This is a genomic window from Salmonella sp. 32100201201700099SM (genome assembly GCF_017572645.1).
Lineage (GTDB): Bacteria > Pseudomonadota > Gammaproteobacteria > Enterobacterales > Enterobacteriaceae > Salmonella > Salmonella enterica.
Genome location: NZ_JAGERQ010000006.1, coordinates 43199 through 60475, shown reverse-complemented (window position 1 = coordinate 60475; position 17277 = coordinate 43199). Strand labels below are relative to the sequence as shown.

At 52.4% G+C, this 17277-nt stretch carries 17 protein-coding genes and 2 tRNA genes; 5 read left to right on the top strand and 14 right to left on the bottom strand.

What is annotated here, in order from left to right:
• Positions 1-21: 21 nt before the first annotated feature.
• From nusA to J4685_RS11325, 3 genes are all read right to left on the bottom strand, one after another.
• Positions 22-1524 carry a transcription termination factor NusA gene (gene nusA, locus J4685_RS11335; protein ID WP_001031038.1) on the bottom strand — a complete coding sequence of 501 codons (1503 nt, stop codon included), beginning with the start codon at positions 1522-1524 and terminating at the stop codon, positions 22-24.
• 27 nt (positions 1525-1551) lie between these two features.
• Complete coding sequence (gene rimP / locus J4685_RS11330) at positions 1552-2004, bottom strand: ribosome maturation factor RimP (RefSeq protein WP_000105461.1); 453 nt, start codon at positions 2002-2004, stop codon at positions 1552-1554.
• A 207-nt stretch (positions 2005-2211) separates the two neighbouring features.
• Positions 2212-2288, bottom strand: a tRNA-Met gene (locus J4685_RS11325).
• Positions 2289-2631: 343 nt separating this feature from the next.
• Between J4685_RS11325 and argG the strand changes: the two genes are divergently transcribed.
• Positions 2632-3975, top strand: coding sequence for an argininosuccinate synthase (gene argG, locus J4685_RS11320; protein WP_000207645.1), 1344 nt, complete (start codon positions 2632-2634; stop codon positions 3973-3975).
• A 197-nt stretch (positions 3976-4172) separates the two neighbouring features.
• Here argG and J4685_RS11315 read toward each other — a convergent pair.
• The 6 genes from J4685_RS11315 to rlmE form a co-directional block, all read right to left on the bottom strand.
• Positions 4173-4259, bottom strand: a tRNA-Leu gene (locus tag J4685_RS11315).
• Between the two features lie 13 nt (positions 4260-4272).
• Positions 4273-4605: a preprotein translocase subunit SecG gene (gene secG / locus J4685_RS11310; protein ID WP_000272680.1), complete on the bottom strand. Its 333-nt coding sequence runs from the start codon at positions 4603-4605 to the stop codon at positions 4273-4275.
• A gap of 222 nt (positions 4606-4827) precedes the next feature.
• Positions 4828-6165: a phosphoglucosamine mutase gene (gene glmM / locus J4685_RS11305; RefSeq protein ID WP_000071174.1), complete on the bottom strand. Its 1338-nt coding sequence runs from the start codon at positions 6163-6165 to the stop codon at positions 4828-4830.
• A complete protein-coding gene (gene folP, locus J4685_RS11300) occupies positions 6158-7006 on the bottom strand; it encodes a dihydropteroate synthase (protein WP_000764711.1) in 849 nt (282 codons plus the stop codon). The genes glmM and folP overlap by 8 nt, the downstream gene beginning before the upstream one ends.
• 104 nt (positions 7007-7110) lie before the next feature.
• Positions 7111-9045: an ATP-dependent zinc metalloprotease FtsH gene (gene ftsH / locus J4685_RS11295; protein ID WP_001107481.1), complete on the bottom strand. Its 1935-nt coding sequence runs from the start codon at positions 9043-9045 to the stop codon at positions 7111-7113.
• A gap of 103 nt (positions 9046-9148) precedes the next feature.
• Positions 9149-9775, bottom strand: a complete 627-nt coding sequence (gene rlmE / locus J4685_RS11290; protein WP_000145973.1) for a 23S rRNA (uridine(2552)-2'-O)-methyltransferase RlmE — start codon at positions 9773-9775, stop codon at positions 9149-9151.
• 126 nt (positions 9776-9901) lie between these two features.
• Here rlmE and yhbY point away from each other — a divergent pair, with 126 nt between their 5' ends.
• Positions 9902-10195 (top strand): ribosome assembly RNA-binding protein YhbY, encoded by a 294-nt coding sequence (gene yhbY, locus J4685_RS11285; RefSeq protein WP_001592995.1) that lies wholly within the window; start codon positions 9902-9904, stop codon positions 10193-10195.
• Between the two features lie 155 nt (positions 10196-10350).
• Here yhbY and greA read toward each other — a convergent pair whose 3' ends face one another.
• The gene (greA, locus tag J4685_RS11280) at positions 10351-10827 is read right to left on the bottom strand and encodes a transcription elongation factor GreA (RefSeq protein WP_001148008.1); all 477 of its coding nucleotides are present in this window, start codon (positions 10825-10827) and stop codon (positions 10351-10353) included.
• Between the two features lie 247 nt (positions 10828-11074).
• Here greA and dacB point away from each other — a divergent pair, with 247 nt between their 5' ends.
• Positions 11075-12508 (top strand): serine-type D-Ala-D-Ala carboxypeptidase, encoded by a 1434-nt coding sequence (gene dacB / locus J4685_RS11275; RefSeq protein ID WP_001212679.1) that lies wholly within the window; start codon positions 11075-11077, stop codon positions 12506-12508.
• 130 nt (positions 12509-12638) lie between these two features.
• Here dacB and cgtA read toward each other — a convergent pair whose 3' ends face one another.
• The 4 genes from cgtA to rplU all read right to left on the bottom strand — a co-directional run bounded on the left by cgtA (position 12639) and on the right by rplU (position 15510).
• Entirely contained in the window at positions 12639-13811 is a 1173-nt protein-coding gene (gene cgtA, locus J4685_RS11270; protein WP_000673556.1) for an Obg family GTPase CgtA, read from the bottom strand.
• Positions 13812-13826: 15 nt separating this feature from the next.
• The gene (locus tag J4685_RS11265; RefSeq protein WP_000813053.1) at positions 13827-14792 is read right to left on the bottom strand and encodes a DMT family transporter; all 966 of its coding nucleotides are present in this window, start codon (positions 14790-14792) and stop codon (positions 13827-13829) included.
• 129 nt (positions 14793-14921) lie between these two features.
• The gene (gene rpmA, locus J4685_RS11260; RefSeq protein ID WP_000940593.1) at positions 14922-15179 is read right to left on the bottom strand and encodes a 50S ribosomal protein L27; all 258 of its coding nucleotides are present in this window, start codon (positions 15177-15179) and stop codon (positions 14922-14924) included.
• Between the two features lie 19 nt (positions 15180-15198).
• Positions 15199-15510, bottom strand: a complete 312-nt coding sequence (gene rplU, locus J4685_RS11255; protein WP_000271395.1) for a 50S ribosomal protein L21 — start codon at positions 15508-15510, stop codon at positions 15199-15201.
• Between the two features lie 257 nt (positions 15511-15767).
• Here rplU and ispB point away from each other — a divergent pair, with 257 nt between their 5' ends.
• On the top strand, positions 15768-16739 hold the full coding sequence (gene ispB, locus J4685_RS11250; RefSeq protein WP_001047354.1) for an octaprenyl diphosphate synthase: 972 nt from the start codon (positions 15768-15770) through the stop codon (positions 16737-16739).
• A 231-nt stretch (positions 16740-16970) separates the two neighbouring features.
• Positions 16971-17258, top strand: a complete 288-nt coding sequence (gene sfsB / locus J4685_RS11245) for a DNA-binding transcriptional regulator SfsB (protein ID WP_000444168.1) — start codon at positions 16971-16973, stop codon at positions 17256-17258.
• Positions 17259-17277: the final 19 nt, after the last annotated feature.

The window sequence follows — 17277 nt, the reverse complement described above, 5'->3', positions numbered from 1 at the left end:
GTTCCTTCCTGCTACAGTTTATTACGCTTCGTCGCCGAACCAGCAAATATTACGGGCAGCCATAATCAGCTCACCGGCTTTTTCGTCGGTCAACCCTTCGATATCAGCCAGATCATCAATGCCCTGGTCGGCGAGATCTTCCAGCGTACAAACACCACGAGCCGCCAGTTTGAAAGCCATATCGCGATCTAATCCTTCCAGATTCAGCAGATCGTCAGCCGGTTTGTTATCACCTAGGCTTGCTTCCTGGTCCTGCGCCAGAGTGGCCAGTGCGTTTTTAGCACGCTCGCGCAGTGCTTCAACGGTCGGCTCATCAAGGCCGTCAATTTCCAGCAGTTCTTTCATTGGCACATAGGCCAGTTCTTCGAGCGTGGAGAAACCTTCTTCTACCAGAACGGTCGCGAACTCTTCATCAATATCAAGATATTTAGTAAAGATCTCGATAGCGGCATGTGCTTCAGCCTGATGTTTAGCCTGCAAGTCATCAACGGTCATTACGTTGAGTTCCCAGCCGCTCAATTGCGAAGCCAGGCGGACGTTCTGACCATTACGTCCGATCGCCTGCGCCAGATTACCGGCTTCAACGGCGATATCCATGGTATGTTTATCTTCGTCCACCACGATAGACGCGACATCTGCCGGCGCCATCGCATTAATGACGAACTGCGCCGGGTTATCATCCCACAGCACGATATCGATACGCTCACCGCCCAGTTCGGTAGAGACCGCCTGAACGCGCGCGCCGCGCATCCCCACGCAAGCGCCGACCGGATCGATACGCTTATCGTTGGTTTTCACTGCGATTTTCGCACGAGAACCCGGATCGCGAGCCGCCGCTTTAATTTCAATCACTTCTTCGCCGATTTCCGGCACTTCGATGCGGAACAGCTCGATCAGCATTTCCGGCTTGGAACGGGTGACGAACAGTTGCGCGCCACGCGCTTCCGGGCGAACAGCATACAGCACGCCGCGAATACGGTCGCCAGGGCGGAAGTTTTCGCGCGGCAGCATATCTTCACGCAGAATCACCGCTTCAGCATTACCGGCCATCCCTTCGGATTTAATTTCCAAAGAGATATTGTCGCGGTTCACTTTCTTCACCACGCCAGTGACGATTTCGCCTTCCTGGTCGCGGAACTGATCGACAACCATCGCGCGTTCAGCTTCACGGACTTTCTGCACGATAACCTGTTTCGCAGTCTGCGTGGTGATACGGTCAAAGGTGACAGATTCAATCTGATCTTCAACATAGTCGCCGACATTCAGGCTTTCGTCTTCAAAGCGCGCCGCTTCCAGCGTAATTTCCTTCGTCGGCATGGTCACTTCTTCAACGATCAACCAACGGCGGAAAGTATCAAAATCACCGCTTTTACGATCGATTTCTACACGAACATCGATCTCCTGCTCATATTTTTTCTTTGTTGCTGTCGCCAGCGCACTTTCCAGCGCTTCAAAAATTTTTTCGCGTGGCAGCGCTTTTTCGTTGGAGACGGCTTCAACAACAGCCAAAATTTCTTTGTTCATCGCGGGCTTTTCACCTCATCCAGACTGTTAAAAGTGGGGAACCAGGTTCGCCTTCTGGATATTACTCAGCGCGAACACTTCATCTTTGCCTTCGACTGTGACGGTAATCATTTCACCGTCCACCGCTTTGATAATGCCCTGCCACTTGCGACGGTTCTGTACCGCCATGCGAAGAACCAGCGCGACCTCTTCACCCTGGAAACGCGCATAATGATCGGCAGTGAACATAGGACGGTCGAGACCCGGTGACGAGACTTCAAGGTTGTAAGCCACGGAGATAGGATCTTCAACGTCCAGCACCGCGCTTACCTGGTGGCTCACATCAGCACAATCATCAACATTGATGCCATCTTCACTATCAATATAGATGCGCAGTGTGGATGTGCGACCGCGAATAAATTCGATGCCGACCAGCTCGTAGCCTAAGGCTTCAACTGGCGCTGTAATCATCTCTGTTAATTTTTGCTCTAATGTGGACAAGCCCACCCCCAAGACATAAAAAAAGGGCCTAAAGCCCAGTTATTCTGTAGTCAGATAACAAAAAACCCCGATAAATCGGGGCTTTAGATAACTGAACCCTATAACCGCAACGGCGGTCTGGTGTACCTTCCGAAAGAATTTTTTTCAAATCCAGCTACGAAGGACATAATCTTCACAGTATATTTGAAAAAGAACTCTAAGGGAAAGTGGTTGCGGGGGCCGGATTTGAACCGACGACCTTCGGGTTATGAGCCCGACGAGCTACCAGGCTGCTCCACCCCGCGCCTGAAACGTGGCAAATTCTACTCGTTTTGGGCAAAATTTGCAAATACTGCTGGGATTTGGTACCGAGGACGGGACGTAAAATCTGCGCACAGTATAGTGACCAGGCATGAGTTATGTCAACCCTATTCCCAATATGCAGATGAATGAATATCACTCTTCGTTATACTCATCCCACCTCTCCTGCTTATACACGCATTTCACAACGTTATTTCAGTAAACCTTCACTAAATGCTTCCTGTCTCTGCTAAAAGATGATTAAATGAAAACTCATTTATTTTGCATAAAAATGCACTAAAGCAGAAACCGATCTCATTATCAGTCAATCAAGCAGGGTTCTATTCTATGACGACGATTCTTAAGCATCTTCCAGCAGGTCAACGTATTGGTATCGCTTTTTCCGGCGGTCTGGACACTAGCGCCGCGCTGCTGTGGATGCGACAAAAAGGAGCTGTCCCATATGCCTATACTGCGAATCTGGGACAACCGGATGAGGATGACTATGACGCCATTCCTCGTCGCGCAATGGAGTATGGCGCAGAGAATGCCCGCCTGATTGATTGCCGCAAGCAGTTGGTTGCAGAAGGGATCGCAGCGATTCAGTGCGGCGCTTTCCATAATACGACTGGCGGACTGACCTATTTCAATACCACGCCGCTGGGCCGTGCCGTGACCGGCACGATGCTGGTCGCCGCAATGAAAGAAGACGGCGTGAATATCTGGGGCGACGGCAGCACCTATAAAGGCAACGATATTGAACGTTTCTATCGTTACGGCCTGCTGACCAACGCCGAGCTGCAGATTTACAAACCGTGGCTGGATACCGACTTTATCGATGAGCTGGGCGGCCGTCATGAGATGTCTGAATTTATGATTGCCTGCGGTTTCGACTATAAGATGTCAGTCGAAAAAGCCTACTCCACCGACTCCAACATGCTCGGCGCGACGCACGAAGCGAAAGATCTGGAGTTTCTTAACTCCAGCGTCAAGATCGTCAACCCGATTATGGGCGTGAAGTTCTGGGACGAAAGCGTGAAGATCCCGGCAGAAGAGGTGACCGTCCGTTTCGAACAGGGACATCCAGTGGCGCTGAACGGTAAAACCTTCAGCGATGATGTTGAGATGATGCTGGAAGCGAACCGCATCGGCGGACGTCACGGCCTGGGCATGAGCGACCAGATCGAAAACCGTATCATTGAAGCGAAAAGCCGCGGTATTTATGAAGCCCCCGGAATGGCACTGCTGCACATCGCTTACGAGCGTCTGTTGACCGGTATTCACAACGAAGACACCATTGAACAGTATCATTCTCATGGTCGTCAGTTGGGTAAACTGCTGTATCAGGGTCGCTGGTTCGACTCTCAGGCGCTGATGCTGCGTGACGGCCTGCAACGTTGGGTCGCCAGCCAGATTACCGGTGAAGTGACGTTGGAGCTGCGTCGCGGCAACGACTACTCCATCCTGAACACCGTGTCAGACAACCTGACCTATAAGGCTGAGCGTCTGACCATGGAGAAAGGCGAGTCCGTGTTCTCGCCAGACGATCGTATCGGTCAGTTGACCATGCGTAATCTGGACATTACTGATACCCGCGAGAAACTGTTCGGCTACGCGAAAGCGGGTCTGTTAACCGCCTCTTCCGCGACCGGTCTGCCGCAGGTTGAGAATCTGGAAAACAAAGCGAAGTAAACATTTATCATTCTAAGGCCGCGAAAGCGGCCTTTTTTATGCGCGGAATATAAGGTGTCTATAGGCCTGATAAACGTAGCGCCATCAGGCGTTGTAATAATGTCGGATGGCGGCGTAAACGCCTTATCCGACCTACAGAAAATCACAAATAACAGACGAAAAAAAAGACGCTTTTCAGCGTCTTTCTTTCGGAATATTGGTACCGAGAACGGGACTTGAACCCGTAAGCCCTATTGGGCACTACCACCTCAAGGTAGCGTGTCTACCAATTCCACCACCTCGGCACGGATACTGCTATTAGCGCGGGATATCGCTGGTCGGCTGGGCCGGTGCAGCAGGTTGAGTCTGCTCGGTCTTCGCCGGCGCGCTCAGATTTTCCCACTCGCTTCCTTTATTGGTTTTGTTGCTATTGATATTACCCAACACCAGACTGATGATGAAGAACAGCGTCGCCAATACCGCCGTCATTCGAGTCATGAAGTTACCAGAACCACTTGAACCAAATAGCGTAGCGGAAGCGCCTGCTCCGAAGGAAGCTCCCATATCAGCGCCTTTACCTTGCTGCAGCATGATCAGACCTACAAGGCCAATTGCCACAATAAGGAAAACAACTAAAAGAGCTTCGTACATAATCAACCTGTTCCTTGCGGAGTTGCCGCGTACCAATGCTTCTACCAATAAAGCGGGATTTTTACTGTTTCCCACTGAAGCGGGTGTGAATACTAACCAAAGCGAATGACCTTCGCAAGGGCAATTTAAGCGCATTGTATCAACTGCGGAAAAAAACAGCAAAAGCGTTGTTTTTTGCGGGCAGTAAGGCGGCAACCGCCGCCTTTTTAGTCACTTAAACGCTTAAACGGCTTTTACCGCATCCGCGATACGATGGGCGAAAGCCGTAACCTGCGCTTCATCCTCGCCTTCAACCATCACGCGAATCAGCGGTTCGGTACCGGATTTACGTAGCAGTACCCGCCCACGATTGCCGAGCGTGGCTTCTACGTCCGCCGTTACCGCTTTCACCGCATCATTTTCCAGCGGATCGCCGCTACCAGCGGTGTAACGCACGTTAACCAGAATCTGCGGGAACATTTTCATTCCGCTGCACAGATCGTGCAGACTCATATGATTACGCACCATCGCCGCCAGAACTTGTAGCCCCGCCACAATACCGTCGCCAGTGGTCGTTTTATCCAACAGAATAACGTGACCAGAGTTTTCCGCGCCGATGCGCCAGCCTTTTTCCTGCAATTTTTCCAGCACGTAGCGGTCGCCCACTTTCGCCCGGGCAAACGGAATGCCAAGCTGCTTGAGCGCCAGCTCCAGCCCCATATTGCTCATCAGCGTCCCCACCGCGCCGCCGCGCAGTTGCCCCTGGCGCAGCCCTTCGCGCGCGATGATATACATGATCTGATCGCCATCGACTTTATTGCCTTCATGGTCAACCATGATGACCCGGTCGCCGTCGCCGTCAAGCGCGATGCCGAGGTCCGCCTTCTCCACCAACACGCGCGCCTGCAACGCGCGCACGTCGGTCGCGCCCACTTCTTCGTTAATGTTGACGCCGTTTGGCTCACAGCCAATAGCGATAACGGTCGCGCCCAGCTCGCGCAGCACATTCGGCGCGATATGGTAGGTAGCGCCGTTGGCGCAATCTACAACCACTTTCAGGCCATTGAGGCTCAGTTCGTTCGGGAAGGTGCCTTTACAGAACTCGATATAGCGTCCGGCGGCGTCGACGATGCGGCTGGCTTTACCCAGCTCGGCGGAGTCTACGCAGGTGATCTCTTTTTCCATTTCGGCTTCGATGGCTTCTTCCACATCGTCAGGCAGTTTCGTACCGTCGATAGAGAAGAATTTAATGCCGTTATCATAGAACGGGTTATGCGAAGCCGAGATAACGATACCCGCCTCCGCGCGGAAAGTCCGCGTCAGATAGGCGACGGCTGGCGTTGGCATAGGTCCGGTAAACGAGGCCGACAGTCCCGCAGCGGCAAGGCCCGCCTCCAGCGCGGACTCCAGCATATAGCCGGAAATACGCGTATCTTTACCGATAATGATTTTACGCGAGCCATGACGCGCCAGCACTTTTCCGGCAGCCCAACCCAGTTTAAGCACGAAATCAGGTGTAATGGGGGCATTGCCTACACGTCCGCGAATCCCATCGGTACCGAAATATTTACGATTACTCATAGCGTTTGTTTCCCTTTGCAGACAGAGTGGCTTCCACCACCCGCATTGCCTCTACGGTTTCTTTGACGTCATGGACGCGAATGATCTGCGCGCCCTGCATCGCGGCAATTACCGCGCACGCAAGGCTACCGTTCAGACGGTCTGATGGTCCCACGTTAAGTAACTGACCAACCATCGTTTTACGTGACATGCCCACCAGCAGCGGCAGGTTAAAATGATGAAACTCACCCAGTCGCGCCAGTAAGGTATAATTGTGAGAGAGATTTTTACCGAAACCGAATCCTGGGTCGAGCAACAATTTCTCTTTTGCGATGCCGGCCTTCTCACAACGTGCTATTTGCTCAATAAAGTAGCGATTCACCTCGGCAAAGACATCGTCATATTTCGGCGCCTCCTGCATGGTTTTGGGGTTGCCCTGCATGTGCATAAGACTGACCGGCAAGCCGGTTTCCGCTGCCGCTTCCAACGCGCCGGGTTCGGAGAGTGAACGGACATCATTGATAATATGCGCGCCCGCCCTTGCCGCTTCACGGATCACCTCGGGTTTAGAGGTATCCACAGAAATCCACACTTCAAAACGTTGCGCGATTGCTTCCAGTACCGGAATAACGCGATCCAGCTCTTCTTCCACGCTCACTTCTGCCGCGCCTGGTCGCGTTGATTCCCCCCCCACATCAATAATTGTCGCCCCGGCATTCACCATTAAATTCGCATGTTTCACCGCCTCAATCAGCGTGTTATGCGCGCCGCCGTCGGAGAAAGAATCCGGCGTTACGTTCAGGATCCCCATAACATGCGGATGAGTGAGATCGAGCGTGGCGCCCTGAGCGAAGAGTTTCATGGTCAAAATCCCTGTTTTATTTGTGGTGAGTTAAAAAAAGAAAAACCCCGGGGCAAGCCCCAGGGTTTCGGTGAGCGCTAAACATAATGTTGTACAACAAACGCTTATTTGTCGCCCAGCTGCTCTGACATCGTGTTGCCCGGGTTCGGCGTGCGTGGTTCATCAACCGGACGCGGCGCCTGAGGCGTACCATTGCTGTCAGAGTTATTGGTGCCGTTTGGATCTTCCCAGCCCGCAGGCGGACGCACTTCACGACGCGCCATCAGGTCATCAATCTGCGGCGCATCGATGGTTTCATATTTCATCAGCGCATCTTTCATCGCGTGCAGAATATCCATATTGTCAGTCAGGATCTGACGAGCGCGATTGTAGTTACGTTCAATCAGCGCTTTCACTTCCTGGTCGATGATACGCGCAGTTTCATCAGACATATGTTTCGCTTTTGCGACGCTACGGCCGAGGAATACTTCGCCCTCTTCTTCCGCATACAGCAACGGACCGAGTTTCTCCGAGAAGCCCCACTGGGTGACCATGTTACGCGCTAGGTTAGTCGCGACTTTAATGTCGTTCGACGCGCCGGTGGAAACATGCTCAACGCCGTAGATAATCTCTTCCGCCAGACGGCCGCCGTACAGCGTGCTGATTTGGCTTTCCAGCTTCTGACGGCTGGCGCTGATCGCGTCGCCTTCAGGCAGGAAGAAGGTCACGCCCAGCGCACGACCGCGCGGGATAATCGTCACTTTGTGCACCGGATCGTGTTCCGGCACCAGGCGACCGATAATCGCGTGGCCCGCTTCGTGGTACGCGGTCGACTCTTTCTGCGCTTCCGTCATCACCATGGAGCGACGTTCGGCGCCCATCATGATTTTGTCTTTCGCTTTCTCGAACTCAACCATCGACACAACGCGCTTGTTACCACGAGCTGCAAACAGCGCCGCTTCGTTGACCAGGTTCGCCAGGTCAGCACCGGAGAAGCCCGGCGTACCGCGCGCAATGATCGCCGCATCAATATCCGTCGCTAACGGTACGCGACGCATATGCACCTTCAGAATCTGTTCACGACCGCGCACATCCGGCAGGCCTACCACCACCTGACGGTCAAAACGGCCAGGACGCAGCAGCGCCGGGTCCAGAACGTCCGGACGGTTAGTTGCAGCGATGACGATGATACCTTCGTTACCTTCGAAGCCGTCCATCTCAACCAGCATCTGGTTCAACGTCTGCTCACGTTCATCGTGACCGCCGCCCAGACCTGCGCCACGCTGGCGGCCTACGGCGTCGATTTCATCGATGAAGATAATGCACGGCGCCGCTTTCTTGGCCTGTTCGAACATGTCACGCACACGAGACGCGCCGACACCGACGAACATTTCCACAAAGTCAGAACCGGAAATCGTAAAGAACGGCACCTTCGCTTCACCCGCAATGGCTTTTGCCAGCAGGGTTTTACCGGTACCCGGCGGGCCGACCATCAGGACGCCTTTCGGAATTTTACCGCCCAGCTTCTGGAAACGGCTCGGTTCACGCAGGTATTCGACCAGTTCCGCCACTTCTTCTTTCGCTTCGTCACAACCCGCGACGTCAGCAAACGTGGTTTTGATCTGATCTTCCGTCAGCATACGCGCCTTGCTCTTACCGAACGACATGGCGCCTTTGCCACCGCCGCCCTGCATCTGACGCATGAAGAAGATCCAGACGCCGATCAGCAACAGCATCGGGAACCAGGAAATGAAGATAGAAGCCAGCAGGCTTGGCTCTTCAGGTGGTTCGCCAACAACCTTGACGTTTTTAGTCAGCAGGTTATCAAGCAGCTTCGGATCATTAATCGGAATGTAAGTCGTGTAACGGTTACTATCTTTCTTGGTAACGTTGATCTCACGTCCGTTGATACGCGCTTCGCGAACCTGGTCCTGATTGACCTCTTGCAGGAAGGTAGAGTAATCCACCTTACGGCCATTAGACTCGCTGGGCCCAAAGCTCTGGAATACTGACATCAGCACAACGGCAATGACCAGCCAGAGTATTAGGTTTTTCGCCATGTCACTCAAGGGATTAACCTCTTATTACAACTGTGTTAAAAACAGCGTCAGGATACTCTATATCCAGTTTCTTTCAAACCTTACGTCTGAAATCTGCCGGTTATCACTTTCGCCCGGTCGCTACAATGTACACTTCACGCGAACGCGCACGCGAAGAGTCCGGCTTACGAATTTTAACCTTCGTAAACAGGGAGCGAATTTCCCTTAGATACTCATCGAAACCTTCGCCCTGGAACACCTTCACTACAAAACTTCCGCCTGGCGCCAGCACATCGCGGCACATCTCTAACGCCAGCTCCACCAGATACATGGCGCGGGGGATATCCACCGCCGGTGTTCCGCTCATGTTTGGTGCCATATCCGACATGACAACTTGTACTTTACTGTCACCCACGCGTTCCAGTAACGCTTTCATGACAAGTTCATCACGAAAATCGCCCTGAAGAAAGTCCACACCAACGATAGGATCCATAGGTAAAAGATCACAAGCGATGATGCGGCCTTTGCCGCCAATCTGCGTGACCACATACTGTGACCACCCTCCTGGCGCAGCGCCGAGATCGACTACCGTCATTCCCGGCTTAAAAAGTTTGTCACTTTGCTGTATTTCATCAAGTTTAAACCAGGCACGGGAGCGTAGCCCCTTTTTCTGCGCCTGTTGAACATATTTATCGCTAAAGTGTTCCTGAAGCCAGCGGCTTGAGCTGGCAGAACGCTTTTTACCTGTCATTTAACTTTCCCGTCGGGGCAGTTCATCGTAGCCAATGGCGTAAATTTCTACACGCCTATTTGGCGATATAAGGGAGATGGCGGTAGAATGACCCGTTTTCAATCCCAACGTAAGCAAAAATATACGATGAATCTGAGTACTAAACAAAAACAGCACCTAAAAGGTCTGGCACATCCGCTCAAGCCTGTTGTTATGCTTGGCAATAATGGTTTGACCGAAGGGGTACTGGCCGAGATTGAACAAGCGTTAGAGCACCATGAACTTATCAAGGTGAAAATCGCCTCGGAAGATCGCGAAACAAAAACCTTGATCGTGGACGCTATCGTGCGCGAAACCGGCGCCTGTAACGTACAGGTCATCGGTAAAACGCTGGTGCTGTATCGCCCAACTAAAGAGCGTAAAATCTCGCTGCCGCGTTAAGGATATCCTAAAGTCGAACACAAAATCTGTGTAAAACGAGGGGTTTTCCACGAGCAGGAGAGCAAAATGCCACGCTCTCTCCGTTGATAAAAGGCCGCTATGCGGCCTTTTTCCTTTCTTTACAATACACCAACAATTTGCGTATTGAGTACTACTTAAAGGTATTCCACTTTAAGCACTTCGTATTCCACATCGCCGCCAGGCGTTTTAATCACCACGACGTCATCCTGCTCTTTGCCGATCAGGCCGCGAGCGATTGGCGAGTTTACCGAAATGAGATTTTGCTTAAAATCCGCCTCATCATCGCCAACAATACGATAGGTCTGCTCTTCGTCGGTGTCCAGGTTCAGCACCGTGACGGTAGCGCCGAAAATCACGCGACCATTGTTCGGCATTTTAGTGACATCAATCACCTGCGCATTCGACAGTTTTGCTTCGATATCTTTAATGCGCCCTTCGCAGAAACCCTGCTGTTCGCGTGCAGCATGATACTCCGCGTTTTCTTTTAAATCGCCATGTTCGCGCGCTTCGGCGATAGCGGCGATGATTTCAGGACGGCGCACAGATTTCAGAAAATCCAGCTCTTCGCGCAGTTTTTCGGCTCCGCGTAAGGTCATCGGAATAGCTTGCATTTGTTATACCTCTTGAACATTCCTGTAGGGGGCAATGAACTCTACCCCGGCTGCTAAGCCAGCCCCGGCATATGCCATACCAGGGTCAGAAGCAAAAAAACACCAACCCGGGCGCGCAGTCCCAGGTCAGCTACAATTTCCTCTTTGATAACCATTTTACCCTGGAGTTCCCTATGGGTCATCGTTTACTTTTTAGGGCGTTGCGCCGTAGTATGACGGCTTGCTTCCAGGGTGTTAGCGCGAGATTATGCGATTTTCCAGATTTATCATCGGATTGACCACCAGTATAGCGTTCAGCGTTCAGGCCGCGAATATTGACGAATACATCAAACAGCTTCCGGCCGGCGCCAACCTCGCGCTGATGGTGCAAAAGATTGGCGCGCCCGCGCCGGCTATTGATTATCATAGTCAGCAGATGGCGCTTCCCGCCAGTACCCAAAAGGTGATTACCGCGCTGGCGGCGCTGATTCAACTCGGCCCGGATTTCCGTTTTACGACCACGCTGGAGACTAAAGGCAACGTCGATAACGGCATCCTGAAAGGTGACGTAATTGCGCGCTTCGGTGGCGATCCAACGCTAAAACGTCAGGATATTCGCAATATGGTCGCGACGCTGAAAAAGTCCGGCGTCACGCAAATCGACGGCAATGTGCTTATCGACACGTCGATTTTCGCCAGCCACGATAAAGCGCCAGGCTGGCCGTGGAACGACCTGACGCAGTGTTTCAGCGCGCCTCCCGCCGCCGCCATTGTTGACCGCAACTGTTTTTCTGTGTCGCTTTATAGCGCGCAAAAACCAAACGATTTAGCCTTTATTCGCGTGGCCTCTTATTATCCGGTAACGATGTTCAGCCAGGTACGGACTCTACCGCGCGGTTCGGCAGACGCGCAGTATTGCGAGCTGGATGTTGTGCCTGGCGATTTGAACCGTTATACGCTTACCGGCTGTTTACCACAGCGCGCCGACCCGCTGCCGCTGGCCTTTGCTATTCAGGACGGCGCCAGCTACGCGGGCGCGATCCTCAAGCAGGAACTGAAAGAGGCCGAGATAACTTACCGCGGCACGCTGCTGCGCCAGACGCAGGTTAACGAGCCCGGAACGATCGTCGCCAGTAAACAGTCGGCGCCACTGCACGATCTGCTTAAGATTATGCTGAAAAAGTCAGACAACATAATCGCCGATACTGTTTTTCGGATGATTGGTCATGTCAGGTTTAACGTGCCTGGCACCTGGCGGGCGGGATCGGATGCCGTTCGCCAGATCCTGCGCCAACAGGCGGGAATTGATATCGGCAATACCATTATTGCCGACGGTTCCGGTCTTTCTCGCCATAATCTGATCGCTCCCGCCACGATGATGCAGGTGCTGCAATATATCGCCCAACACGATAACGAGCTGAACTTTATCTCTATGCTGCCGCTGGCGGGCTATGATGGTTCATTACAATACCGCGCCGGGCTGCATCAGGCGGGCGTAGACGGTAAGGTTTCAGCGAAAACCGGGTCACTGCAGGGCGTGTATAATCTGGCGGGCTTTATTACCACCGCAAGCGGGCAACGGATGGCATTTGTACAGTATTTGTCCGGCTACGCGGTTCCACCTGCCGATCAGCGTAATCGACGTATTCCGCTGGTACGCTTCGAGAGTCGATTGTACAAGGATATTTATCAGAATAACTAAGTGCATTATTGCCGGATGGCGGCGCTAACGCGTCTTATCCGGCCTACAAAGAACATAATAAAACGGGCCGCAAATGCGGCCCGTTGGCTTTTGTAGGCCGGATAAGCGTAAGCGCCATCCGGCTACGAGATTAACGTTTGTAGATGAACTCGACGCCTTCTTCGTCGTCTTCATCCCAGTCGTCATCCCAGTCATCGTCTGCGTCTTCTTCCACTTCAGCCAACTGCTGGCGATGATAATCGTCCCACATGAACTCGACTTTTTCCGGCTGTTTTGCTTCTTCAGCCTGCGCGATCGGATTCTCGATGATAAAGGTCATCACATCCCAGCAGAGATCTTTCACCCCTAGCTGACTGGCGGCGGAAATCAGATAGTATTTCCCTTCCCAGCCCAACGCTTCGGCGATCGCTTTCGCTTTCTCTTCCGCTTCGGTTTTATCCATCAGATCGATCTTGTTGAACACTAACCAGCGCGGTTTAGCCGCCAGATCCTGGCTGTATTTTTCCAGTTCGCCAATAATGATACGGGCGTTTTCCACCGGATCGGAACCGTCGATCGGATCGATATCAATGAGGTGCAGCAGTACGCGGCAACGTTCGAGGTGCTTCAGGAAGCGAATCCCCAGGCCCGCGCCTTCCGCCGCGCCTTCGATCAACCCCGGAATGTCGGCCACCACAAAACTCTTTTCGCTGTCCATACGTACCACGCCCAGGCTCGGCACCAGCGTGGTAAACGGATAGTCCGCGACTTTCGGTTTTGCTGCCGATACCGCGCGAATGAACGTTGATTTACCGGCATTTGGCATCCCCAGCATCCCGACATCCGCCAGCAGCATCAGTTCCAGCAGCAGGTCGCGCTTATCGCCCGGCGTACCATTGGTTTTCTGGCGCGGCGTACGGTTAACCGAAGATTTGAAACGGGTATTGCCTAACCCATGCCAGCCGCCCTTCGCGACCAACAGACGCTGACCGTGTTTGGTCATGTCGCCCATCGTTTCACCGGTTCCCTGGTCGATAACGCGCGTACCGACCGGCACTTTAATGGTCACGTCTTTACCGCGTTTACCGGTACAGTCGCGGCTCGCGCCATTCTGACCACGTTCAGCGCGGAACGATTTTTCAAAGCGGTAATCGATCAGCGTATTCAGGTTTTCATCGGCTTCCATCCAGACGTCGCCGCCGTCGCCGCCATCACCGCCGTCCGGGCCGCCTTTCGGGATATATTTTTCGCGGCGGAAGCTCACACAACCATTACCGCCATCGCCTGCAACGACCAGAATCGATGCTTCATCAACAAACTTCATTTTATTCTCCGTAAATCATTCGCCTGAGCGGGGTTGCGAAACCACCGTTTCATGCTTGCGTAAACCGCCCCAAATACGATGACCAATGGCGGAATACATCGCGCCCGCAACCACGACAAACGCACCGAGATAACCTAAAAGGTTTAACATCGGTCTGGCGAAGAAATCGGGCCAGGCCATAGATAAAAGATCTGAAAACAGCAGGGTAAATAGCGGTGTAAGCGTGATTATCGCGCTCACCTGCGCCGCCTGCCAACGCGCCATCGCTTCCGCCAGGGCGCCATATCCTACCAGCGTATTTAGCCCGCAGAAAATCAAACAGGCGAGCTGCCAGTCGCTCAGTTGCGCTATCACCATCGGTTTTGCCAGCGGCAAGAGCGCTATCGTACATAAAGTGTACAGTAAAAACAGGATCTGCTGCGAGGCCAGACGTCGCAATAATACTTTTTGCGCCACGCCATAGCTCACCCACACCATCGCCGCGCCTACGCCAAAAATAACGCCCCAGGTGTAGTCGGTCAGTCGGGTAAAAATCTCGATCAGACTGGTGTTAAAAAACATTACCAGCCCGCTCAATAACATCAGCGCGCCAATCACCTGCGTACCGCGCATCTTTTCTTTCAGAATAAAGACGCTGGCGACCATCATGCCAACCGACGAGAGCTGGCCGATAACCTGCGACGCGGTTGGGCTTAAATATTGCAGGGAAGAACTGAACAAAATGAAATTACCGAACAGTCCGCAGGTCGCTATCGCCAATAACACCAACCAGCGCGGCTTACGAAAAATACGCAGCGGCGGCAGCTTTCTTTTTACTGCCAGTATCGCCCCGAGGCCAATACTGGCCATTAAGAAGCGGTAGAAGACAATGGTTGAAGGCTCCATCACCTCCAGCACTTGCTTCATTGCTATTGGCAACGCTCCCCAGCACATCGCGGTAGTGAGCGCTAAAAGAATGCCAATGCCTGCCTGCTGCTTCATGCCGTGTTCCCTGCAAAGACCCGTTAACGGCATTCGCACAGCCACACGGGTATATTTTAGTCGGCCATCGAATGTAAAAAGCCCCGCAACAGGTGCGGGGCTTTCATCCGTTACCGGACCACAAAAAACTTACTCAGCAACGATGCTGATGTATTTACGGTTTTTCGGGCCTTTAACTTCGAATTTCACTTTACCGTCTGCTTTAGCAAACAGAGTGTGGTCACGACCGCAACCAACGTTGGTACCAGCGTGGAATTTAGTACCACGTTGACGAACGATGATGCTGCCTGCCAGAACTGCTTCACCGCCAAAGCGTTTTACGCCCAGACGTTTAGCTTCAGAATCGCGACCGTTACGAGTCGAGCCGCCAGCCTTTTTATGTGCCATTTAATCTGCTCCCCTAATCTTAAGCGCTGATGCCGGTAATTTTCACATCAGTGAACCACTGACGATGGCCCTGCTGCTTACGGTAGTGTTTACGGCGACGAAACTTAACGATTTTAACTTTCTCGCCACGACCGTGGGCAACAACTTCAGCTTTGATTACGCCGCCATCAACGAAAGGAATGCCGATTTTGACTTCTTCACCGTTTGCGATCATCAGAACTTCAGCGAACTCGATAGTTTCGCCAGTTGCGATGTCCAGCTTTTCCAGGCGAACGGTCTGACCTTCGCTTACTCGGTGTTGTTTACCACCACTTTGGAAAACCGCGTACATAAAAAACTCCGCTTCCGCGCACACCTTTCAATGATTCAGAGCGCGCTATAAATATTCACAATAGGGCGCGAATATTACGCAAATTGCACGGCTTTGACAAGTGCTACCATCAATACATGAAGAAAAAAAACACAACGCATACGGTAACGTTTATCTGCGGCGTTTTTTCAGTACAATCAGGGTATATTTCTAACCATAAACCCTACGTTACCTCATTCAGACATGGGATAATCGGGGCGATAAGCCCGGCTTTTGCGATGAATTTAGAAAAAATCAACGAGTTAACCGCGCAAGATATGGCGGGTGTCAATGCGACAATCCTTGAACAGCTTAATTCCGACGTTCAACTGATTAATCAGCTAGGATATTACATTATTAGCGGCGGCGGAAAACGCATTCGTCCGATGATTGCCGTTCTTGCCGCGCGCGCGGTGGGTTATCAGGGTAACGCGCACGTGACTATCGCCGCTCTGATCGAGTTTATCCACACGGCGACGCTGCTACATGATGATGTGGTGGATGAATCCGATATGCGTCGCGGCAAAGCGACGGCAAATGCCGCTTTCGGTAATGCCGCCAGCGTGTTGGTCGGCGACTTTATCTATACCCGCGCCTTCCAGATGATGACCAGCCTCGGCTCCTTAAAAGTGCTGGAAGTGATGTCGGAAGCGGTCAACGTGATTGCAGAAGGCGAAGTGCTGCAATTGATGAACGTGAATGACCCGGACATTACCGAAGAAAATTACATGCGGGTGATTTACAGTAAAACGGCCCGTCTGTTCGAAGCTGCCGCCCAGTGCTCCGGTATTCTCGCCGGTTGTACGCCTGAGCAAGAGAAAGGGTTGCAGGACTATGGCCGCTACCTTGGTACGGCTTTCCAGCTCATTGACGATCTGCTGGATTACAGTGCCGACGGCGAGCATCTCGGTAAAAATGTGGGTGATGACCTCAATGAGGGCAAACCTACCTTACCGTTGCTTCACGCCATGCGCCACGGTACGCCAGAACAGTCAGCGATGATCCGTACCGCTATTGAACAAGGTAATGGCCGTCATCTTCTGGAACCGGTTCTGGAAGCGATGACCACCTGCGGCTCGCTGGAATGGACGCGTCAGCGAGCGGAAGAAGAAGCCGACAAAGCGATATCCGCGTTGCAGATATTGCCGGATACCCCATGGCGTGAGGCGCTAATCGGTCTCGCACACATCGCGGTGCAGCGCGATCGTTAATGCCGTTCTCTTATCCCGCGTACTGCGCGGGATATCCCATTAAGTTCTAATAAACTCCAGATACCCTATCGCCTGTTTTTCACATACTCATCCAGGATTTCCCCTGGCATATTCTGAATATTGCCGCCACTTACATGAACTTTTTAGAACATCCCTTCACGAAGCGTTATAGTATCGAACGTCGTCGGGTTGTTAAAACCGTAAGTGATTAATCTAAGGAGTGATGGATGTATGGAAAGCAAGCTTATTGACTGGCATCCGGCCGATATCATTGCCGGACTACGTAAAAAAGGGACTTCAATGGCCGCTGAGTCACGTCGGAATGGATTGAGTTCATCCACGCTGGCCAATGCATTAACGCGCCCATGGCCGAAAGGAGAGTTGATTATCGCGAAAGCATTGGGAACGGAACCCTGGGTTATTTGGCCATCGCGTTATCACGATCCGCGCACGCATGAGTTTATCGACAGAACGCGGCTTATGAGAGCGCGTAATAAAAACAAACAGAATGTAGAGTAAGTGCCTGTAAAACAACCCC